Source organism: Flavobacterium limicola (genome assembly GCF_003634755.1).
GTDB classification, from domain to species: Bacteria; Bacteroidota; Bacteroidia; order Flavobacteriales; family Flavobacteriaceae; genus Flavobacterium; species Flavobacterium limicola.
This window is the reverse complement of record NZ_RBXA01000007.1, coordinates 20,876-44,794: the sequence shown is the minus strand read 5'-3', so window position 1 is coordinate 44,794 and position 23,919 is coordinate 20,876. Positions and strand designations below refer to the sequence as shown.

19 protein-coding genes are annotated in these 23,919 nt (G+C 34.6%); 2 read left to right on the top strand and 17 right to left on the bottom strand.

What is annotated here, in order from left to right:
* Positions 1-787: 787 nt before the first annotated feature.
* Both BC952_RS14685 and BC952_RS14680 read right to left on the bottom strand, forming a co-directional pair.
* Positions 788-1,648 carry a glycoside hydrolase family 25 protein gene (locus tag BC952_RS14685; protein WP_121366334.1) on the bottom strand — a complete coding sequence of 287 codons (861 nt, stop codon included), beginning with the start codon at positions 1,646-1,648 and terminating at the stop codon, positions 788-790.
* Between the two features lie 8 nt (positions 1,649-1,656).
* Entirely contained in the window at positions 1,657-2,373 is a 717-nt protein-coding gene (locus tag BC952_RS14680; protein WP_121366333.1) for a CDP-alcohol phosphatidyltransferase family protein, read from the bottom strand.
* A 364-nt stretch (positions 2,374-2,737) separates the two neighbouring features.
* On the opposite strand from BC952_RS14680, the gene BC952_RS14675 reads away from it, so the two are divergent.
* Together BC952_RS14675 and BC952_RS14670 are read left to right on the top strand one after the other, a co-directional pair.
* On the top strand, positions 2,738-3,808 hold the full coding sequence (locus tag BC952_RS14675) for a putative type IX sorting system protein PorV2 (protein WP_482788925.1): 1,071 nt from the start codon (positions 2,738-2,740) through the stop codon (positions 3,806-3,808).
* Between the two features lie 230 nt (positions 3,809-4,038).
* Positions 4,039-5,178, top strand: a complete 1,140-nt coding sequence (locus BC952_RS14670) for a lipoprotein N-acyltransferase Lnb domain-containing protein (RefSeq protein ID WP_121366332.1) — start codon at positions 4,039-4,041, stop codon at positions 5,176-5,178.
* A gap of 250 nt (positions 5,179-5,428) precedes the next feature.
* Here BC952_RS14670 and BC952_RS14665 read toward each other — a convergent pair whose 3' ends face one another.
* The 15 genes from BC952_RS14665 to BC952_RS14595 form a co-directional block, all read right to left on the bottom strand.
* A complete protein-coding gene (locus BC952_RS14665; RefSeq protein WP_121366331.1) occupies positions 5,429-6,823 on the bottom strand; it encodes an exopolysaccharide biosynthesis polyprenyl glycosylphosphotransferase in 1,395 nt (464 codons plus the stop codon).
* Positions 6,824-6,988: 165 nt separating this feature from the next.
* Positions 6,989-8,329, bottom strand: a complete 1,341-nt coding sequence (locus BC952_RS14660) for an O-antigen ligase family protein (protein WP_121366330.1) — start codon at positions 8,327-8,329, stop codon at positions 6,989-6,991.
* A 1-nt stretch (position 8,330) separates the two neighbouring features.
* Positions 8,331-9,404, bottom strand: coding sequence for a glycosyltransferase (locus BC952_RS14655; protein WP_121366329.1), 1,074 nt, complete (start codon positions 9,402-9,404; stop codon positions 8,331-8,333).
* Complete coding sequence (locus tag BC952_RS14650; protein ID WP_121366328.1) at positions 9,401-10,519, bottom strand: glycosyltransferase family 4 protein; 1,119 nt, start codon at positions 10,517-10,519, stop codon at positions 9,401-9,403. Before BC952_RS14650 ends, BC952_RS14655 begins: the two co-directional genes overlap by 4 nt.
* A 7-nt stretch (positions 10,520-10,526) precedes the next feature.
* On the bottom strand, positions 10,527-11,531 hold the full coding sequence (locus BC952_RS14645; protein WP_121366327.1) for a glycosyltransferase family 2 protein: 1,005 nt from the start codon (positions 11,529-11,531) through the stop codon (positions 10,527-10,529).
* Between the two features lie 30 nt (positions 11,532-11,561).
* Entirely contained in the window at positions 11,562-12,431 is an 870-nt protein-coding gene (locus BC952_RS14640; RefSeq protein ID WP_121366326.1) for a hypothetical protein, read from the bottom strand.
* A gap of 51 nt (positions 12,432-12,482) precedes the next feature.
* Entirely contained in the window at positions 12,483-14,129 is a 1,647-nt protein-coding gene (locus BC952_RS14635; RefSeq protein ID WP_121366325.1) for a hypothetical protein, read from the bottom strand.
* Positions 14,126-15,667, bottom strand: coding sequence for a glycosyltransferase family 2 protein (locus BC952_RS14630; RefSeq protein WP_121366324.1), 1,542 nt, complete (start codon positions 15,665-15,667; stop codon positions 14,126-14,128). The genes BC952_RS14635 and BC952_RS14630 overlap by 4 nt, the downstream gene beginning before the upstream one ends.
* Positions 15,668-15,669: 2 nt before the next feature.
* Positions 15,670-16,815 carry a glycosyltransferase family 4 protein gene (locus BC952_RS14625; RefSeq protein WP_121366323.1) on the bottom strand — a complete coding sequence of 382 codons (1,146 nt, stop codon included), beginning with the start codon at positions 16,813-16,815 and terminating at the stop codon, positions 15,670-15,672.
* A 2-nt stretch (positions 16,816-16,817) separates the two neighbouring features.
* Positions 16,818-17,693, bottom strand: coding sequence for a hypothetical protein (locus tag BC952_RS14620; protein ID WP_121366322.1), 876 nt, complete (start codon positions 17,691-17,693; stop codon positions 16,818-16,820).
* Between the two features lie 132 nt (positions 17,694-17,825).
* Entirely contained in the window at positions 17,826-19,259 is a 1,434-nt protein-coding gene (locus tag BC952_RS14615) for an MBOAT family O-acyltransferase (protein WP_121366321.1), read from the bottom strand.
* A 48-nt stretch (positions 19,260-19,307) separates the two neighbouring features.
* A complete protein-coding gene (locus BC952_RS14610; protein WP_121366320.1) occupies positions 19,308-20,708 on the bottom strand; it encodes a glycosyltransferase family protein in 1,401 nt (466 codons plus the stop codon).
* Complete coding sequence (neuC, locus tag BC952_RS14605) at positions 20,698-21,828, bottom strand: UDP-N-acetylglucosamine 2-epimerase (RefSeq protein WP_121366319.1); 1,131 nt, start codon at positions 21,826-21,828, stop codon at positions 20,698-20,700. The genes BC952_RS14610 and neuC overlap by 11 nt, the downstream gene beginning before the upstream one ends.
* A 220-nt stretch (positions 21,829-22,048) precedes the next feature.
* The gene (locus BC952_RS14600) at positions 22,049-23,089 is read right to left on the bottom strand and encodes an N-acetylneuraminate synthase family protein (protein ID WP_121366336.1); all 1,041 of its coding nucleotides are present in this window, start codon (positions 23,087-23,089) and stop codon (positions 22,049-22,051) included.
* Positions 23,090-23,230: 141 nt separating this feature from the next.
* Positions 23,231-23,908, bottom strand: a complete 678-nt coding sequence (locus BC952_RS14595) for an acylneuraminate cytidylyltransferase family protein (protein WP_121366318.1) — start codon at positions 23,906-23,908, stop codon at positions 23,231-23,233.
* Positions 23,909-23,919 lie beyond the last annotated feature (11 nt).

Sequence of the window (23,919 nt, the reverse complement as noted above, 5' to 3'; positions counted from 1 at the left end):
CGCTTTTACAAGCTTTTTTAAACTCTTTTTTTACCCTTTTCTTAACTTTTACTTTAAACTGCTGAAAACATGGTTTTTGAAACAGAAAGTTTTTTAAACAAAATAGCAACACAATTGCCGATGGGTACAATTTTAAGTAAAAATCGCCAATTTCAGTACCATTGCACGCTTTCAACTACCCTTCTTTATTTACTAAAGCTTTCAAAATTCAACCTTTATTCATGTTTCAACAGCTCGTCACTAAGCTCTACTCCTTCAAAACAGTCTGCTTTGACAGTATTTGAACAAAAAAACTCGTCTGGATTAATAAAATGGTTTTATGCCGTACCTTATATAGTAACAAACATCCCTTTTCTAGTCTCTCATATATATAAGGTATCATAATAGGTCCGCACTAAAAAACGACACGAAGTTAAACCATCAATTGACAGAATAAACAGTTGTTTCATTGATGAACTAATGATTCTTCTAGTGTAGAAAAAAATGATGAGAAAAGAGTAGTAAAACCGAATCTTGAATTTATTGGACAAGCTATAATTAATAGAATATTAAAGCGTACGTTCTTACTATGTCAAAATTACGGATGCTACTACAATAATTGGATTGCGAAACCAAGTTATTCACGCCTACGATAACATATCTAATGAAACTAGTTTGAGCTATACTTACCAAAAGTAAAATATAGAAATAGATACAGTATTGAAAGGTAACAAAAGCATTAAATACTACCATTTCCCAATTTGAATATTGAAACTCAAAAACTGAGACTAATACTATTCGCTGAAAACTACTCCACAGTAATAAACCGCAACTGCTGCAAATCTCCATTATAAATATTCACATCGACATTTCCTTTAATACCAGGAATTGAAGCCTTTTCGGTAAACTGCCAAAACAACCAATCTTCGGCTATTTCTTCCCTGTACAAATTATAATTGGCAATCCAAAAAAGATAATCGCTGAATTCTTCCTTTAAAAAATCATCATAATAGCGCTCACCGGTATAGATAATAGGTTTCACACCATAATGAGACTCTACCGCTTGCAACCATCGTTTTAATCCCAATTTAAGATTGGCAATAGACTGATTTTTAGGAAGTTTTTCGATATCCAAAACGGGTGGTAAATCTCCTTTTTGAAGAGAAACGGTTTTAATAAAAAGTTCAGCTTGTTCCAATGAATTTTCGTTAGGACGGTAATAATGATAGGCACCTCGAATCATTTTATTTTCTTTGGCGCCAAGCCAATTCCTTTTAAACTGATAATCTTTCCTATCCTTACCCACCGAAGCACGGATAAAAACATAGTGTAAAGGATATTTTTTTTCTAATGTATCAACATAAGACCAATTGATCTTCCCTTGATATTCTGAAACATCGATGCCAATACTTTTACCCTCATGTTTTTCTAAAACCTGAAAATTCCGAACATCTGAAATGCGTTTGGAATCTCGTTCTGTTCTGGAAATTTTATCCGACTTAAAACCAAAATAATACGCTAAACCATTTCGATAATGCAAACCTACTGCAACTAGCAATACAATAAAAAAAGTAACAATCAAATAGCGTAAGAACTTCCCAGAGAAAACCCTCGCTTTCTTTTTAGGCTTACGAACTGCTGTTTTTCTTCGAGCGGTTTGTTTTCTCATTCAAAAAACTACTTTTTAAGTACTTTATTATTCAGAACCGACAGTAAAACATACAACAGTATCAACAAAGGAATTCCTAAATAGTGAAAGAAAACCAACAACAAAAGGGAACAAATCAAAAAGACAACTTGAAGTGTGTTTTCTTTGAAACTAAACTTCTTGATTTTCAAAGAGAATAATGGAATTTCAGCATTCAGCATGTAAGCGCTCAATAGCGTTATAGCCAACAAAAACCATGGATTAGTCAACAATTCAATTAGCATTAAAGAGTCGGCGTATTTCAAAACCAAGGGCAGACTTAAAATAAACAGCGCATTGGCTGGTGTTGGCAAACCAATGAAAGAATCCGTTTGGCGGGTATCAATATTAAAATTAGCCAAGCGGTAACAAGAACCCAAGGCAATGATAAAACCTAAATAGGGAAAAAACTGCAAATGACCAGCCGCTGCGGTAGAGGAATGGCTAATCATCATTTGAAACATCACTAAACCCGGAACAACACCGCTGGTTACCATGTCTGCCAAAGAATCCAACTGCAATCCCAGTGGGCTGGACACATTGAACAATCGGGCAAAAAAACCATCAAAAAAATCCAAAAATATACCCAGACAAACAAAATAAAAGGCCATTTCAAAATCTTCGTTAAAAGCAAATACCAACGCGATACAGCCGCAAAAAAGATTAAGTAAAGTAATGAAATTCGGGATATGCTTTTTAATAGTCATCATGATAAAGTTTTAAGGAATCAAAGGTGGCAAATTTAGCATAATAAGTCAATGAAAAATACGTTTTTAATAGCGATTTACAATAGAAACAGTCAACATCACCCGTTTTGACGGTACTTTTTCTATTCTCAAATTTATTATGTCGAATAAACCACGTCAGTAAAGCATTCTATTTGCAAAAAATCATCGAAAATCCGCTTCATCAGTATCATCCGCGTGCAATTTTAAACTTATAGTAAGAATCCATTAAAGCTAAACCACACTACCATCACACTAAATTCAACAGTAAAATGAAATAACCTCAGTAAAAAATTATATTTTTGATAAAAATTAAACAGACGTTCCGTTTGTAAAAATGACACCCTTGAAAAAAAGTTTTTTAGTGGCAACACTTTTGCTAAGCACCTTGACATACAGTCAGGCCGTTAGGAAATATTCGAATGAGTTCATGAATATCGGCGTGGATGCGGCAGCATTGGGTATGTCAAATACTGTCGTGGCTTCCACCAATGATGTCAATTCAGGATATTGGAATCCTGCCGGTCTCATTCGTCTGGAAGACCATCAGGTATCGTTAATGCATGCTAATTATTTTGCGAATATTGCCCAATACGACTACTTGGCGTATGCCAGTCCTATCGATGATCGCAGCGCTTGGGGGATTTCACTAATCCGTTTTGGGGTAGATGACATTTTGAATACTACAGAACTAATCGACAGTCAAGGGAATATTGACTACAACCGAATCAGTTTGTTCTCAACCGCTGATTACGGATTCACTTTTTCTTATGCGCGAAAATTACCGGTTCCTGGATTTCAATATGGCGTAAACGCAAAAATCATCCGACGCATTATTGGAAAATTTGCCAACTCTTGGGGATTTGGTTTTGATGCCGGAATCCAATTCGAAAAAAACAACTGGCAATTTGGGCTGATGCTTCGCGATATCACCACCACATATAATGTTTGGAATATTGACGAGGACGAGTATCAGAAAATTGCCAATGCAATACCCGGAGAAAATCAGGAATTACCAGAAAGCACCGAGATTACAGCTCCAAAAGCACAACTTGGAATTGCCAAAAAGTTTATTATCCGCTATGATTACAGCATTCAGGCTGCAGCCAATGTGAACATGCGGTTTGCCAGAACCAATGATATAATTGCAACTGATTTTGTCAGTATCGATCCAGCTTTGGGTTTGGAATTTGGATATACTGATTTGGTTTTCGTTCGTGCCGGAGTGGGAAATTTTCAGAATGTACAGCAACTGGACAGTACAGAAAAAGTAGGTTTCCAACCCAATATCGGCTTGGGATTCAAATACAAAGGCATTCAGATTGATTATGCGTTGACCGATTTAGGCAATCAAAGTGCCGCTTTATATTCAAATATTTTTTCGGTAAAAGTAGATTTGGGAATGTTTAGAAATTAATTCCGAAGAATATTCAGAATCAAATAGCAACTTTAAATCTTTGGCAGTTTTTCTGAAGGTTACACCAAATTGCAATAATCCGTTTCAACAGCAACAGTTTTTGGTTTAACAAAAAACTATGTGCGTCTTTTTTCTTTCTTTGAGTATCTTTGTCAGACAAATCCAATCAATGGGATCGTAAATCAGTTCAATCTGTGTCATCCGTGTTCCATATTTTAACATTCTCTTAAATGCATACATATCCTTTCAAAAAAATAGCACTGCTCCTATTCTTATTTCTAACGGTACACTTAAGTTTCGGACAAAACATTCAATTATCAAAAAACACGCACGTCAGCATAATCACTTGTGGAACGGGCAATGAATCCTATTCGCTTTTTGGACACACGGCCATTCGGGTACAGGATACAGCCAACGCCATTGATGTAGTGTATAATTACGGTGCTTTTGACTTCAACACGCCAAATTTTGTGATGAAATTCATAAAAGGAGATTTACAATACTTTGCTGTAGCCCATTCCTATCCTGATTTTATCAATCAATATCAATATGAAAAAAGATCCGTTTATGAGCAGGAACTGAATATTCCGGTCGATTTAAAACAGAAACTGTTTGACAACCTGAATATCTCTTTGGCTTCTGGTGAAAGTCATTACACCTATAAATTCATTGACAAAAATTGCACCTCGATGGTGGTTGACATCATCAATAAAACACTGGACACAGTTGCCATCGTAAAAAACACCGATACTGATATCACCTATAGAACCATATTATACCCGTATTTTGACGGTCATTTTTATGAAAAATTAGGCACCAGCATTATCTTCGGTAAAAAAGTAGATCAATTGGGAACCAAAATATTTCTCCCGTTTGAATTGCAAAAAAGCCTGAAAAAGGTTTCTTTTCAAAACCAGCCATTGGCACAGGAAAACAAAACCATAATAGAATTCAAAAATGAAACTCCTTTCTCTTGGTGGAATAATCCCTACACGTACTTTATACTGCTTAGTTTCATCGTTTTTATAAACAAGAAAAGCATTGATTTGTTTTACCTCAGCATCATTGGTATACTTGGAATATTCTTTGCGTTTGTTGGGCTATATTCCTCACATCTGGAATTAGGATACAACTACAACATGCTACTGTTCAACCCCACTTTATTAGGATTACTCTATTTTTACTGGACAAAAAACAAAAAGGGAATTTACAATTTGGCGCTATTCAACATACTGTCAGTAGTAGTTTATTTCTTTTTTATAATCAACAAAGCACATTTAGTATTAGTACTGCCGTTGGTAGTTTGCACCGGAGTTATTTTAGTGAGAATGGCCATTCAAAACAAGAAACGCATTCCTATCATTATCTAAGGAACCGTTCTAATACTCTTATTAGATTTTTTTGACTAGCAGTATTCAACCGCTAATTCGCTAATTTTTTTTAAGCATGAATTCGTGTAATTTGTCGCTAAAATAATTATTTTATATTAGGCAGAAATAGTTCTAAAAATAGAAAGTCATTTTAAATTTAATCTGTGTATAACAGCAAAAAAGTAACAACATTGCTTTCCACAATAAATAATAATAATAATAATAATAATAATAATAATAATAATAATAGCTACTGTCCCCTATAAAACAATACGGTCGTTATCGTTTTGAAAGCAATGTTCAAATCCAGATAAATACTGCGGTGCTTGATATAATACAAATCATACTGTAGCTTGATTAAACTATCATCTATCGTTTCCCCGTATGAATAATTGACTTGTGCCCAACCGGTAAGACCTGGTTTAATGATGTGCCTGGTTTCATAAAAAGGCATTATTTCAGCAATTTCTTTTACAAAAAAAGGACGTTCCGGACGTGGTCCAATAACAGCCATATCACCTTTTAAAATATTAATAAACTGAGGAAATTCATCCATTCTGGTTTTGCGTAGAAATTTACCAAACACAGTCACTCTGGAATCATTTGTAGCGGTAAAAACAGCACCATCTGACTCTGCATTTTTCACCATCGTACGAAATTTCAAAATCTTAAAAATAACACCATCTTTGCCCACACGTTGCTGTGAATAAAACAACCGTCCCTTGTTCCCTATCGCATTTCCAACCAAAATAAGCGGCAACAATAATAATCCTACAGCAAGACCCAACAAGGAAATCGTTATCTCAAAAACCCTAACAATCAATAAATACAATTTATTCTGATTGCTTCGGCTAAAAGGAAAAAAACGATAAAAATCTCGTGACATATATTGTACCGGAATACGCTGCGTTTTACTTTCATACACCTGCGTATATTCTCGAATGATATTACCGGACTCCAATAAATGCAGTAATTGTTGGTACAACTCAGGGGTGATCCCTTCTGTCTTTTGAGAGGCAATGACAATCTCAGATATACCATTTTCTTTTACAAAAGAAAACAAATCATCTCTTTTTATCAGTTTCACATAATGGTAATCCAAAACCGCATCTTCGGCAACATCAGTGTTAACAAATCCAACTATTTCATAATGCGGATCAATGTTTTCTAATCCTAAAATCAGCTCTTGAACTTGCTCTTTATCACATATCAATATCGCTTTCTGTACAAATCGATTGGACGCCAAAAACAGTACATAAAACATTCGCCATGAAAATAACGTCATAAAAACTACTAAAAAAAACAATACAACCTGAAGTCTGTTTGAGGGTAACTCAGGCGAGAAAAAAGGGGTAAAAAGATAAACAAAAACAGTTGTCGAAACCGTAAGGATCGTATTTTTTAAAACTAAAAACTGATTACTGGCAACTTGAAGATTGTACATTTCGAAAATTGTTGCAAAAAAAACAAGATAAACGACTAAGACAATGGTCCAGAAAGGGGTACTGACAGCTACAGTCAAGTATTCCTGATTAAAAATAGTACCAATAAAATACAAACCCAATAGAACAAAAAACACATCAAAAAAGCGAAGAATGATTTTTCGCTCAGAAATTTCAAAATGTATTTTCCTTTTAGTAGACATGCTTTGTTTTTGGTATTTTGGCAATTTAGTGATTTTGTCTCCAAATAATTAGGGAGATGGAAAATAATCTAATAAAATCGATACACGAAACGATGGTAAGTTCATTGTTAAAGCTATTAATACATAACATTAGAAAAACTAAAAAAAACTATTCTAATCCCAATACTATCCTTCTCTTTTTGGGGAACTTTCAAGTCGAATAATAAGCAACGACAAAGCATAGACAAACCCTGGTGCAGCGGTTCGCATAGCGGCATGATTAATTGTCAAAAACCAAAATGCTACAAAACACAGTAAGAAAACATTAAACTTATATTCTAAATACAAAACAAAAGGAGTAATAATAAGAATCAATAATCCAATTATCCCCAACACACCATGTTCGGCTAACATACGGGTAATTTCGTTGTGGGACGCCGCAGTCTCTCCTGTTTCGGATTGCCTGATTTCGATTACTTTGCCAACACCGGCACCAAAAAAAGGATGGTCTAAAAAAATATCAATTTCTTCATTTGCTAAATTCTCCCTGCCGGTAAACTGACTCGTTTTAACTCTTCCCGAAGCATCTTGATTCGCATACCGGTTATTGATAAGTCCTCCTGTTTGAAAAGAAGTATACATCCATACTCCTACAATTGCAAGAACAATTAGTACTAAACTATAATTCAATTTAACTTTTCCTTTGTCATTCGACTTAACATACAGAAATGCTAAAAGTATAAAAATCATTACTAAACCAGTAATCATACCTCCTCTGGAAAAAGTGATAAACCCCCTATAACTAATGTTTAAGGCAAGGAATAAATTGATGATAACAAGCAATTTTGTTTTGGATGCTAACAATACCCGTGAAAAAAAAATAAAAACACCAAGCCCTAAAGCGGTTGATACTTGATTGGGTCCAAAACCTCCTGAAGTTTGAAAATTAGATTCTGTTCCGGTAATTACATCTTTTATGATGGGTGTATAAGCAGTCAAATAGACCATGCAGGTAACAATAGGCAAACCCATATAGAGCAAGATACGATTCATCTGTTCTAAAGAAATACTACGCCTAAAAGTGTAGATGGAAGCAATCCCTAAACATAGGGGTCCAGAAATATTAAAGGCTATCCTAGTTCTAATATTAGTATCTAGATCTAAAGCAAAAGTAGCAACGATAAGGCCGGGGATTAATAAAATCAAAAAAAGCCAATACGAAATGGCTCCCCTTGAAAACCCACTGAAATACATCCCTAGGAGTAAAAAAAACAAGACACCATATTTAGATATTTCATAAAGGGGATTTCCGCCGGTCATTCTCAAAAAAACCTCACTTCCTACTACATACGCTGCAACTAGTAGGGCTTCATTATTTTTATTGCTGCTTTTTATGATGTAAATAGTACCAAAAATAAAAATGGAATACCCATATATCTTTGCGGTAAATGGCAATGCATAGACCAAAAGTCCAATCAAGGCATGAACAAGCAACAAACAGATATAGGAGATTTCCTCTTTTTTCATTTTAGATAGTTTCTAACCAATTTAAATAGTGTTTTATAATAACATTCTCTGAATTTCCCTCAACTACACTGGCATACAAGGCATCTCCAAACTCAACTTTAAGAGCATCATTTTCTACTAAAGTTAGCAGTGCAGTATAAAACAGATTGACATTCTGGGCTGGAACAATAAAACCATTTTTACCGTCCTGGACCAAAGCAGCTATTTCTCCGACATTTGTAACTACTATGGGTTTCTTATGCCAGCCGTATTCTAAAAGTGCAACGGGTAATCCTTCTGATTTTGAAGTTAGGACTGCAACTGTCGATTGATCCAAAATATTTTTTATATCTTGTTTCGAGCCGTAAAGAAACACATTTTTTTCTAAATCAAACGCCACAATTAAATCTCTGATTTCCTGGGAATAGTCATCTCTAAAATCTTTACCAATCAGATGAAAAGTCCAATCAGCGTTAAACACTTTTAGTTTCTTAGCAACTCTTAATAAGGTAAAATGATCTTTCTGATCTCTTAAATTAGCAACACAAACAATCCGCTTTCCTTCGATTCCCCTTAAAATTGTATGCTCGAAAACAGCATTCTCTTCCGAAGGGAAGTTAGGCAGATAAATGGCATTACTACTTTTGAGCCGCTCATCAGCCCAGTCTTTTAATTTTTGGTTTACGGCAATTATTCCATTAAAAAACGGAAGGATTATTCGTAAAATCCCTGATGGTCTTTTTGACAAAAACTCACTTTTTCCGTAATGGTCATGCCAAATTAACTTCAAAGAAGGCAACGTTAACTTTAGTAAAAAAGCAAGAAAAAAGGAAGAACTATGCGCATGAACAAACGTTACCTTATGCTGCAGCACATAATTTCTCAAGGCAAAAAGAGCTTTAAAATCAATTTTTTTTTTCTTTTTGAGGTATAAATAGGATACTTTAGTATGAATCTGAGAAGATAGCGCACCTTCTTTTCTTGTTACCACTAAACCTGAAAATGCTACAGACTTACTCAATGCATTGGCATAATGAACCGCCATGCGCTCTGCACCTCCTGGCTCTAAACTATCTATTAATTGAATAATTCTCATGGTCGAAGGAGTTTTTCAATTTCATTTTCAAATGCATCTAAAGTATAGGTTCTAGACCAATCACTGCTTCTTTTAGACATCATTTGAAAATAACTTTCATCATCTAAAACTGCTTCTAATTGTCGGACATCATTTCCCAAATTCATTTCCAGCAAAATACCGCTATTCCCATTATCCAACATAAGCGGAACACAAGACACCGCTGTTGCCACTGGCACACAACCCCAAAACATGCCTTCGGCAATTGCTTTCGGCCATCCTTCGCTTTCAGATGGCAAAACCACAAAATGACTGTTTTGATAGGCTTTTTTTATAATTTCCTGATTTTGATTGCCTTCCAATACAATTATTCCTTCTAATTTATGCTTCAAAATATAAGACTCCAATAGGGCTCGCTGAACCCCTTCTCCATAAATCCTTAACACAACATCGTATCCTTTTTGAAACAATTCTGCAACCAATTGAACTGCATACAACGGTTTTTTTCCTTGTACCAAAGTCCCAACAAAAACAAAAGTAATCGTGCCTTTTAATTCTTTTGGCAGTAATGGCAATATATCTTGATCCGGATAAGTAGCAGTGAAAAAAGATTTTATATTTTTAGTTTGATTGGGCCATTCTCCATACACTAAAACCTGCATATTTCTGGTCAGGAAGGAATTATTTAAAATCCATTTCTGCAAACGATAACTCCAAGGCTGCTTTGATTTTGGATCCCAATTGCCGGCATATTTGGCGGTTTTCGGTGTATTTGGAAATAGCATTTGAACAAAACAACCCAATAAACCTATATTTCCTGGACATCGCAAATGAATGTGATCGGCACAATACATCGCTTTATAAAGCGCTAAACTAATTTTAGGAACATTAAAAATAGTTTTAAATAGAGAACCAAAACTCAAAATATTAAAACTATCAACAGGAACAAACTTGATACAGGTATGATCATAAAAACTGTCTACAGGTGTTCTTTCTTGCTTTGTCATCGGGGCTACAACAATTAATTCTTGCACCTGTTTTGCCCAAACATTCATTTCTCGCACATAAGGGGCATAAGCATAATATTTCTGCTGTTCAAAAAAGTGAGGGACATGTGTAATGATAACGAAAGTCATGGCTTTTTCATTTTGGGGTATTAAAAAATAAACTCCACCAACCTACTGTTCTACCAAAGGCTTCAGTAAAGGCTTCTTTCCGTTTTTTTGTTGTAAATATATTGCTAAATCGAATCAATGTCAAAAGTACCGTAATGGAATGCCACTTAATTGTAGCATCAAATGAAGGCTTCCTGTTTTTTGTCCTCCAAACATACCAACCATTTCGCACTACCATTTTTCCATATTGATATTGATTGGGTCTTCCTGATGGATCATGATAATGATTCAACTGTACCTTTGTATTAATTACATTACTTCCAAATTGCAATGCCCTAATACTAAAATCAGCATCTTCATACAAACCGTAACCTTCAAAATAAGAGGAAAAGCGGATGGAGTCAAAAACCTTTTTCCGAAAGGCAAACGACATCCCTATAAGTAAATCAACTTTATAGATTTTAGTATTCAAAGGAAACCCACAGGTTTTACCATGAGAATAATCAGGCATTCTCCCAGGTCCAAGATTGGATTGTAATCCTAAATAATTACGAACCACATTACGTTGACCTTCTTTGTATACAAATTCATCAAATTGAAAATAATGATATTTATTATAATCTTTATTAGGTTCCGCCAAAATCCAACTATTTTCATTGATGGCGACTCCTCCAACACCCGAAATGGTTTCATTATCTTCAAATGTTTTGATAAGCTCTTCAAAATAACGGCGCTCTAAAACCGTATCGTCATCTAGAAAACAAATAATTTCCATCGCTGTTCCAACACGGGCAATACCATAATTTCGTTGTTTAGTCAAACCACGATGTTCCGAAGAAACTCTAAAATAATTTAAATTATCAAAATAATTTTGATTTAGAATAATTTCCGTTTCATCATTCGTAGAACCATCAACAATCAAGATTTCATCTGGATATAAAGTTTGACCCTGTACCGATTGCAATAATCGCAACAACGGATTGGGGCGCATGTAGGTACAAATAATCAGGGTAAACGGAAAGTGAGTTTTCATAAAACAAGGAGTAAAAAACTATTTTTATCATTAAACTTTTAGAACTACAAGAATATTTCCCGCTGTTAATTGCTCATCAGAATACCTCATATAATCAGTATTCAATTTAACTTTTTTAAATAAATCATATAATTTTGTTCCGCTTTTTGTACTTTCATATTCTAGATGAACAACCTCCAAACCACAAGTAGTAAAGATTTCTAAAAACTGTGGCAATCGCAAACGGTTATGATAATCAAATTTAGTATGAATTTTATCCCACTCTAACGTGCTATACTTTAAAAATTCCTGAAGTGATATAGTGTTGTCTCCGTGCTGCCGCAAATCACTTGGTGAAATGAAATGAATGACAGTGGTACCTTTCTTTAATTCCATTTTCATTTTTTTGTGGAGCGAAATCACATCATTTTCTCTCATATGGGATAATACATAACGCGAGAATACAATATCCGGACTTGGAATCCCTTGTGTTATTATATTATAGTTGGGAAAATATTCAATACCATTAGGCAATCCGAACTTATTACCCGGTTCAGGAATAATAGTACAATTGTATTTCTTAGAAAAGATCTGGTTTAATTCTAAAACGGTATCTTTTTTAAAGTGTTTATTGATATCATACGTTAAGACTTCTTTTGCTTCATACTTATATTTAAAAAAATAAGGCATACTCGGAAACCAACCAGACCCAAACTCGAAAACTGTTTTATCTCTTACATCTATATTCAATTTATGCAGCACTTTAGACAACCTCAAACAGGTATATTCTACACTTTTTAGCCGATCTTCAAGAGTAGATTTATCAAAAAAACCTTGAATTTTATGGTAAAAAAAATCGTCAACTTTATTGGGTAATAAAGCTAACATTCGAAACAATATTGTTTTTAATTTATGGTCCATTTTTTACTAAAAATTTAACAAGCTAATACGAAAGTAGTTTTAATGGCATAATTACTTAACCTTTCTATAATTCAAATCAGTTTTATTTTTCACAAACACAACTCCATTTAAGTCAACATCTAAAACTACAGTATCAAAATTAGACCAATACTCAACTAATTCAGTAAGAGTTGGATTCCAAATTTCATTATTTATAATTTTTGCACCTAAATAGTTGAAGTTGCCAGCCACAAAAGCATCAATTGTATTGGGTGTGGCAAACATCCTGCCTGTATGGTAGGAAATAGGCACCGAAAAATAGGTATGCGCAATAAATATCCCTTTTTCCTGTATCAAATCATCAATGTTTTTTTTACTTAGTGCTTTTTTAAAATCTACCATTTCAAGAGTTTGAAAAATGTAAAATTCTTTTTCAAAAATACAATGTTTAAACAAAATCGGTTGATACTTGGCCAGTTTATACGGTTTTATTTTAGTGCGTTTCCAAAAAATAAAGACAGAAAGGATTGCAACACTTAGTTTGAACGCATTCTTTAGTAATGGAAGTAAACTGCCTGCCTTTTTCTGAAAAAATAATTTTTTAAAATGAGTCGCAGTACTTTTATATTGCAATAGCAATACATTGTCATTATAATAATGAAATATAATATTCTTGATCATTAACTGCATCCTTTTTATCAAATGCAAATCTTTATTTCCAATCAAAAAACGCGACAAAGTAAAATGTTGAACATTGAGCTGGTTGATGACCCCAGAAGTCGCAGTGCCGGAATCGATATAATTCCATAGCGTACGGATTTTTTTTTGTTGTAAAGCATCTTCATAGACCTTATTAGCTACTTTTCTGTTTTGAAAAAGAGACAAATTATAAGGCTGATAACCATGATCAATCCAGGTTTCCACATCGGTAAACGGCGGCACAAAACAATAGAAATCATCAAAACTATCCTTTTCTGATTTTATCGATTGCGACAGTGAATGATAACACAATTCATGTCCGTCTTCCTTCCATTTAGCCAATTCTTCGGCATCATTCTGAAAGGATGCATTATCAGGTCGTTTGGAAAAATGATTTAAGAAAAAACCTTTGCTGATTTTTATCGCATTCTCCTTAAAAAAAGTCCGCTGTAATGCTATATTTTCTGCTGTATCAAAATCACAATGATCCGTAAAAGCGGCTATCGCTGAAAAAGGAATTTTAGATCGACTAATCTCTATCGCTTCATTTGAAGTAAATAATAACGCCGGATGCTCTTTAAAATTAAAATTTTGTTCGGCTTGCACAATTACTTTTTCATTTTTGCTCCCTAAATAAAGGGCCATTGGTGAAGACATTTCCGGATTAAACCGCCAAAGTAAAACTCTCGCATTATTTTTGTTTACTTCCCAAATACCATTCGTAATATTGGCCTGAACAAAAAACCCATTACTCAATTGGATGATTTTGGGGGAATACTGATTAGCAACACAATCAACAGGGCATTTTATCCAAGTATAATCGTGATTTCGGAATTTAGCAATAGGAATCGTAAAAACAATTTCGATATCGAATGCATTAAAATCGGGAAGATTTAAGTTTCCTGTATCGATACTCGTTTTATGTTTTTGATTTTCATCAAAAACAATTTCTTTTTTTCCTAAAGGTGTGATTACCGAAACAGACTGTATCAATTTTCTTCTCTGATTAATTGTATTCAACTTCTTTCTTTTAATTTATTGGCCCAAAATACACTTTGATTCCATTGTTTTCTGAAATTAAAATAATACCGTAACGGATTTTTAAAAGATTGTTTGGTGTAAAATTTAAAAAACAAAATCATCCGATATCCCTTTTGTTGCTCGTGGCTCAAATGTAAAATTTTAAACAACTGAACCGTTGGGGATGGTTTGGGTTGAATGCTATCTTTTTCCCAAGCGAATACCGGTTTTGTTCTAAAACCACCTATTGGGGCTTTAAAATGCAAAATTTCTGGAGAAGGCAAATACAAAATATCAATACCCTGATTACGGAGTTGCATTCCAAAATCAGCATCTTCTCCAAAACCAAATTCGTATTTTTCATTGAATTTGATTTTTTGAACTTCCCTTACATTAACAATACTGCAACCTGAACCGAAAGTTGACCATTGAATTATTTTCTCGTAAACCTTTTTTTTATTTTCTTGTAAGCAACTAAAAGTAAACGCTTTATTTTTATACTTAGAAATACCATCAAGCGCATTTCTAATAAAATAATTAGCAATACAAATATCATCATCTGCCAGAAAAACCCATTCGCTTTCCGTTTGTTTCAATGCTAAATTCCTAGCATTACAAACCCCCATTTGATGGGTAAACGTATGTTTTATGACAAATGGCCAAGTTTGATTAGTAAGATAATCCAATTCAGAAACACTATGCTCCGATGGATTTTGCTCTACTATAATTACGTTTATAGGCAGATGCGTTTGCTGCGCTAGATCTTTCAAAACATTAAACAAATATTCTTTTCTGCCAATAGTAGGTATAATAACATCAATAGATCCTTTATCAACAACTTTCAATGAAGAGTTGACTGCAATAGCGTCAACATGAATACTTTTTTTGTTTCTACTTTTAAAAAAAGCGGTATTTAGAAAAGCTACAATTGGAAAACTTCTCTCATACATCAGTAGATTAAAAAAAAGCAACCATACCCATCTTGTTTTATAATGTTGTTTTACAAATTTAAAGAGCGTAAAAACAGACGCTTTTTTACCATCAAAAACAGCAGTTTTGGTTAACAGTTTTGGTTCTGAATAACACAGCAACCCTAAAGACATGCATATTTTAGCGACCGAATTAAGATAGTAATCAAAATCATTGTCTGATTTGATTCTACCCTCTATTTTTAAAAGCAAAGAAGCATGGACCACTCCTACTAAACTACTCATTTGCCAGGTTGGATACGATACTTTTTTATTGATAGCAATGAATGGAGATTCTTCTATATAGCCAATTTTTCGTCCAAAATAAGCACTTTCGCCCGGAGAATAAGAAAGCATCATTTTATCATGATGAAAAAGGAATTCAACATCTTTTAAATTAATATACTCTTGACAGACCTCATCACACCAAACTATTTTTGATTTTGGAAATGCAGTTGCGAGTTGCAACAGTCCACTTGCAATAGTCGCACTCTTATCAAAAGATACCATTTTATTCTCAGCCGAAACTACTGTAGAAATTCGATTATTTTTATGGTAAACTACTATCAAAATTAAACGATTAGAGATTTAAAAAAAGTAATGTTTTCTATTGCTATTTTTTCAATATCAAATTTTGCCTCAACTCTTTCTCGTGCTTGGTTCCCTATTTGTATCATCAAATCAGTATTCTCAAAAACAGAATTTATTCTATTCGCAAACAACTGATGGTCTTTTGGATGAACCAAATAACCGCTTTCACCATCAACAATTATTTCTTTTGCCCAACCAATATTACTGTTGACGACAGGTTTTTGCATCGCCATAGATTCTATAGTCACCATTCCCAACGTTTCAGCAAAGGTGGGATATACACAAACATGAGCTTTTTTTAGATGCTCAAGTACTGCTTGGTATGGAATTTTACCCAAGTAAGAAACTTTTTCAAAATCATTGTCTTTGAATTCTTTTTGCATTAATTCCCAAGTAGATTTGGACTGCGTTGCAATGTCAAACGAATCACTTCCAATTAAAACTAGTGAGGCACCAGGATGTTTTTGCCTTACTAAATTAAAAATAGCGGCCAATTCGAGAACTCCTTTTTTCCGAATAATCGTCCCTATGTAAAGAATTACCTTTTTTTCGAAGTTTTCAGGATTGGAGTTCTGGAAAAAATGCAAATCCAATCCATTATGGATCGTTTGTATCGTTTTATTTTTAATGTTAAATATTTTTTGGGAAAGCTGACCAGCAAAAGTAGTTGGGGCTATAAATGCCTTCGCTTTTTGAAAAGCTAATTTCTCAAACCAATAGTTTTTTAATTTCTGTTTTCTATTTTCTAGATGACAGAAATACGCATCACTCCCGTGAAAACGAATCACCAACGGTACTTTCAGATTCATAAAAGCGGTAATTCCAGTCCAATCGGGTGCTTCAACCAAATCAATGTGCTCCGAAATAATTAATGTATTAAGATGATTTTGAATGTATTTTCGATGCAAATAACAACCCAATATTTTATATTTCTGTGTTTTTATCAAATGAAGTTTTACTCCTTCCTCCTCAAAATCAAGAGCTTCATTTTGACCATAAACAAAAACGGATACCTTCACTCCTTTTTGAGTTAAAGCAACAGCCAAGTTTTTGATACTTGTACCAATACCGGCTGAATGAAGCACACGCGAATGAGGGTATTCAGGAGTCAGAAAAGCAATGTGCATAATTATTTATTAAAAAAATCTTTTATAATTCGGGCAGTAAATAATCTAGAACCTGTGTCATTCATGTGTCCACAAGACGAAAAATAGCGATCTTCTAACACCACTTTTTCATAATTGTGAATTTCAGGATACAGTTTTTTTACTTTATCAAAATAATCCAATCCTTTGGTATTGGTACACATCGGTGTCATGATCGCTATAAAATTAATATTATTGGCTGCACAAATTTGCTTGATTTCTTGATAATACTTATTAGGTATGGGTTTCAAAGCGCGTATGTCATTTTTCATATTCCCTTTTTTCTTCCCTAAAGGATAATACCCTTGATTATCTAAATGAACTGTTTTCTTGTGAATACTATTAAAAAACATTTCCCTAAAACCTATTTTGGAGTCAAAAGCAACATAGCGGTAGAAAGGGATATAATACAATTCTTTGAAATTTTTCTCCTTAGAAAAATGCTCCCTAATGATATCCGATTGATGAATATAAGGCAAAAATTTAGCCGCTATTCCTTCTGCTTGATGCTCATTAGACAGATTCAAATCTGTTTCCAGTATCAGGTTTTTTATAACGTACTTACGCTCTACCATCAGCTTCAGCAGTAGCGAAGCTTCAAATAAATGAGAGCCACTCATACCAAAATTAAAGGCTTTCAATCCTTTTTCCTCAAACATCGGAGCAACAAAATGATTATTCGCTCTGGAGGAACCTAAAATCACCACATCATATTTTCTGGCTTTAGAATTATAAATGTAGTCTATTTTACCTCTGTTGGAAGAATTCAAATAAACAGCAGTGTATGTAAAGTCTAAGACAACAGCAATTAATACCGTTACGATTAGTGTTTTGAAAGCGAATACTATAAATTTTTTCATGCGTAACTTTATAATTATTGTTGTTTGTGAAATTGTAACAAAAGCATCATATTACAACCCCTACTGTCACTTCGTGCGCAGTAGAGACGATTTAAATTTTAAATGAATCTCGACTGCGCTTGATTGGACAAATCAAAACTGAAAATAAATAAATTCCTTATAATCGGAATACGTTCCTAAAGCAACCACTGCCGCAATGCATAACGCTAATTTCAAACTACTGTATTTTCCTGAAATAGGCTCCACTTGTGTTCGGCTCTTCCATTCGACCAATAAGAAGCCCAGAATTAAGAGTATTATTTCATAATTATAGCGTTCGTTTTCTAAGTATTGAGACTGAAAACTTTGATTGGTAAAAATCCGACCAATATAATCAAAAGCTTCCCCTATCGATTTTGCTCGGAAGAATATCCAGGCCAAACAGGTCAAAAGAAACGTGCTGACCATACTTAAAAAAACTTTGAACGAATCAAAATTCCAATACAAGTGCACCGTTTCCATATTAGACCGATTCTTCTTTAAAAGCAATAGCGGTAAAAAATACAACGCATTAATAAACCCCCAGACAATAAAAGTCCAGTTGGCTCCATGCCAAAATCCGCTGACCAGAAAAATGATAAAAGTATTGCGAATTTTCATACCTATACCTCCACTGCTTCCTCCTAATGGAATGTATAAATAATCCCGGAACCAGGACGAGAGTGAGATGTGCCAACGCCGCCAAAACTCAGCGATATCTCTGGAAAAATAAGGATAATTAAAATTTCGCAGTAAATCAATTCCAAATAGTTTGGACATTCCCAAAGCCATGTCAGAATAACCCGAAAAATCCCCATAAATCTGGAAAGCAAAATAAAAAGCACCCAACAGCAAAGACAGCGAATTCATAGATTCATAATGGTCAAAAATAGCATTGGCATAGGTGGCACAGGTATCAGCAATAACTACTTTCTTAACCAATCCCCATACAAACTGACACACGCCTTCTTTAGCTTTATTAAAATCAAACGTGCGTTTTACTTTTACCTGAGGCAATAAATGGGTTGCTCTTTCTATAGGTCCGGCAACGAGCAATGGAAAATAACTGACAAACAGCGAATAATCCACAAAGTTATATTCGGCTTTTATTCTTTTTAGATAAATATCAATCACATAGGACAATCCGTGAAACGTATAAAAGGAAATACCTACCGGCAGAATAACGTTAAGTAATAAAGGACTGGTGTGTAACCCGAGCCCATTCAATAATTCGGAAAAGGAATCCGCAAAAAAATTATAGTATTTAAAGACGCCTAAGAAACCGAGATTTATGGTAATAGTGAACCAAAACCATAATTTTCGACCCATTGATGTCTTGGCTTTTTCAATGCGAATACCGGTATAATAATCTAAAAACGTGGAAAAAACCAACAAGAATAAAAAACGCCAATCCCAACAGGAATAGAAATAATAACTCGCTATAATGAGGACTGCATTTTGGGTATTCTTGTTTTTATTAAAAACAAACCAATACAGCAAAAATACTATCGGCAGAAAAATAGTAAAGGATAAGGAATTGAAAAACATAATTGATCGTAAAAAATTGTAATCTATTTTATGCTGCAAAGAAAAGGATTATTCTTTATAAATAATGGTTTTAATCGACTTCCAAATTCGGGAAGATGCTTCTTCAGGGGGATGTTGATTAATAATTTCGAACCATTGCTTTGCACTTTTAATGGAAGATTGATTGCCCTTAATCACGTTTTCAATAATTCCAGCTATAGATTCAGGTTTATCAATCCAAAAAACAGCGGTTTCGTTGGGCATCGAGCGAAAGTGGATGTAATTGTATATTTTTTCAACAGACCAATTTGGAAGTAGTGCATTAGGAATATCATAGTTAATAAATGCACATGATTTATGATGAGCCACATAATCAAAAACCATTGAAGATCCTAAATTGATTACCATTTCAGTATGCGCGATAGTATTCATTTGTAAATCAATGTCAGCTTGAGTAGGAAAAACAGTATTCCATTCCTTACCTACTTTTCCCCAAAGTGGTACAATAGCGGTGATCACATCTTGATAATCATTCAATACTTTTTCGAAACGACTAGAAAAGTCAACAGGGCAACTTCGGAAAATAACACCCAGCAGACACCCTTTTTTATTCAATTCTCGTATGGTTAGTGCAACATCTTCAAGGTATTTTGGGTCATTAGGACTTGTAGTAACATCATCCCCTGAATAACAAATGTATTTTTTATCTAAATCCAGTCTGTTTTGCTCAAAAAAAGTATCTCTGGAAAGTAATTTGCTTTGATCAAAATGAGATTCGAACTGTGGCGTTCCGGTAATAAAAATTTGTTCTTGCTTAAGATAGGGATAATACAAAAGTAATTCCTGTTTCATGTGATCACTCCATACAAAGTAATAATCAGTTTCCACTACCATCGTCGCTTTGGGTATATTGTCCCATGAAAAAATGAATGTAGCCGTAGGTATCCCTAAATCTTGTGCTGCTAATAATGGTGCAATAGCAGTCATAGGGCGTTGATTCGTACAAAAAACAAAAGCAGGTTGTTCCTTTTGCAAGGTTTCCATACTTTGATGATAATACAAAGTCTTGCGTTCCTGGTTTTTTATTTGATTGCGAATGCGCTTCAAACCGCTTTCGCTAGAATGGCTTACAACTAGAAATCGGGTAAATCCGCTTTTTAGTGCTTTCTTTATACCTTTATATTCAAACGGAAAGCGATACGAATCATATACAGAATCTTTCATTCTAGTAATGCTTCTGTTTAACTCTATATGCTTACGCGCATTTTTATATACTTCAGTAAGCGGATGTGATTTTGAATTTTGAATTTTTATTTCCTCAAATCCCAAATCCTTTAAATCAAAAGGGGTAGCATTCCAATACTTAATAACAAAATCTGCATCAATGCCTAATTTATAAAAATCAGAAAAGGCAAAATTTTTCAATCCGATTCCATCTGGAAGCAATACAAAAATCTTTTTATTTGTCATTAAAATCTCTAAACTGTTTTTGGTGGTTCAGATTCCAAATATCGCTTTTTTTCAAAGAATCTAAAAACAAATGGGCACTATTTCCAATTCCAAAATCAGGATTCACATGTTTAATTTTATTTGTCTCGATAGAACGTAGCGCTGTAACGATGCTTTCTTTGTTATAATCTACATTGATTATAGCAGCATCTACAGAACGATTCTGTTGACGCGTACCTATATTAATAATAGGAATTTCATAGTAAGGCGCTTCACGAATTCCGGCACTGCTGTTTCCTATTATAAATTGGGCATTCTTGAGTAACGTTAAAAAATATTCAAATCGTAAAGAAGGAATAATTCGAAATCGAGAGTTCCCTTTTAACTGTTCATAGGCACTTAAAACCAATCGACTTCCTAAATCATTGTTGGGATAAACTACTACATAATTGTGATTATCTTCTAATAATGCCGTTACAAATTGAATAGCATGCTGCTCCATCTGGTCTATTTCTGTAGTAACTGGATGAAACATAACAATAGCAAACACATCAAAATCTATTTGATAGTACCTTTTTGCCACAGCCAGTTCCGGTAATGAATCCGAGAACATTACGTCAACATCTGGTGAACCAATAGTAAAAATAGACTCTTGAACCTCCCCCATTTGCAACAACCGTTTGGCCGCATCAGCATTAGAAACAAAATGAATATGACTCAATTTGCTCACACTATGCCGAATCAATTCATCTACCGTTCCAGAGAGTTCACCGCCTTCAATATGGGCAACCAATATATTATTTAAGGAGCCTACAATAGCACCAGCCAAAGTTTCAACCCGGTCACCGTGAACCACAATCAAATCAGGGCTTACTCCTTTGCAATAGCTTGACAATCCTTCAATGGTTTTAGCCAAAGTTAAATCCATCGTGGTTTCATGCGTGTGATTCTCAAAAGTAGAAACATTCTTAAAATGACACCGTTCAATTTCTATCAGGGTGTAACCATAGGTTTCTTGCAAATGCATCCCGGTTACAAATACAAATACCTCAAAATCATCCTGATCTTCAAGGATGGTAATCAGTGATTTTATTTTACCAAAATCAGCTCGGGTTCCCGTTAGGAATACTATTTTTTTCATTATTATGCTGTCATATCGAGCGCAGTCGAGATATTTTTAGTAATCCGTATTATTTATTAATGTGTATCCGTTGGGTGCAATTATCCAGAACGTCAGTTCGAGTGTTTTTTGTGTAGTAAAACGAAACAAAAATGCATCGAGAACCATTTTTAATTGTAAGTACCCCCAATGGGTGAATCCGCTTTAATTTTTATTCAAACAAAATAGGATAAAGTCACCACTACGCAAAATCGATCCAATCTAATTGTTCGTCATTTGCAATAGTTCGCGTGGCCACTTTACCAATTAAATCATTAAAATGTTCTGCCAGAATCTTGCCGGTTCCAGGACGTTTCACCCAAATATTTTCTTTGGTTAGCACGTCTCCTTTTTGTATTGGTTTAATGGCACAAACGGTAGCAAAAGCAAAATCTATTGTTACCTGTTCTTCTAAAGCGGGTTCTTTAACTCCACCACGCATTTGCCACATTTCATTGGAACTTAGTAGTAAATCCTTTGTAGTTTGTTCATCCATACTGCATACGATATCGGGACCCGTCCGCTGCATGTGGTCTGTAAAATGGCGTTCCAGAATACTGGCACCCAAGGCAACAGCACCTAAACACGCCGTATTATTCAACGTATGATCTGATAAACCAAAAACTTTATCCGGAAAAGCGTGATGCATTTCCATCATGGCTCCAAATCGAACCAAACGAATTGGTGTGGGATATAAATTAGTCGTATGCAATACTGCAACAGGGACTTTATGTTTATCAAAAATAGCAATGGCTTTGCGAATACTTGCAATGGTGTTCATCCCCGTACTCAATAGTACAGGTTTTCCAAAAGAAGCAATATGCTCCAATAAAGGATAATTATTACATTCCCCAGATCCTATTTTATAGGCGGGGACATCGAAATTCTCCAACCGATCGGCTGCGGCACGAGAAAAAGGAGTTGATATAAAGAGCATGCCTTTACTTTCTACATACTTTTTTAAGTCCAATTCGTCAGCTTCGTTCAACGAACAACGTTCCATAATTTCGTAAATAGAAACATCGGCATTACCCGGAATTACTTTTTTGGCTGCTCCAGACATCTCGTCTGCTACAATATGGGTTTGGTGCTTCACCACCTCAACACCCGCTCTTTTTGCGGCATCAACCATTTCTTTGGCTACAGCCAACGATCCTTCGTGATTAATGCCTATTTCGGCAATAACTAAGGGGGGATAATCTGCACCAATTTTTCGTCCGGCAATTTCTATATAGGGGTTCATGGTTTTCTGTTGTGAGTTATCTATTTTATCTTCTAACTTAGCCTGTCTTGAGCAATCACCGAAAGACTCGAAAGGACAACTATATTGCATTTTGTCTTGTATAGCGCAATCGAGACATGTTCTCGTACTGGTTGTGTTATGTCATGTCGAGCGCAGTCGAGACACTTTTTCCATTAAATACTCCGCGTACTCCATATCTTCTTTCGTATCAATATCTACATGGGCAAAAATATGATTTACAAGATATGGAAATGCATTTTTTGTAATTATTTTATTTTCAAGAATGGACTTTGCCTTTGTAATATACAACAATCCGTTTTCAAAATAAAGCGGTTCTAAATCCTGGCTGCGTTGACCAATCTCGTAATTGAAAGGAACAAAGGTACCAGATGTAATTTTTCCGAATTTCTGATGGTTTTGAGTAACGGTAAACAAACTATCCACTTTTTTATTTTGAAATTTCTCAAGGCAATCTTTTAACAAATTTGGCGGGCGCAAAGGATTGGTGGGCTGCAACAATATGACATTTTCAACTTCAAAACCTATATTTTCCAGAACATGCTGAACAGCTGTAATGGTTGGCTCCAAATCTCCTGAAAGATAATCTGGTCTATCAATGACTTTAGCCCCATAAGTCAATGCTATTTCTTTTATGGCGGGATCATCGGTAGAAACATAAACAGCATCAATAAAGGCACTATTCGCAACTGCATACTGTATCGAATGCACCAATAAAGGCAATCCTCCAAACAATTGGATGTTCTTTTCGGGGATGCGTTTTGATCCTCCTCGGGCAGGAATGATGGCTATGTTTTTCATATGTATTTAAT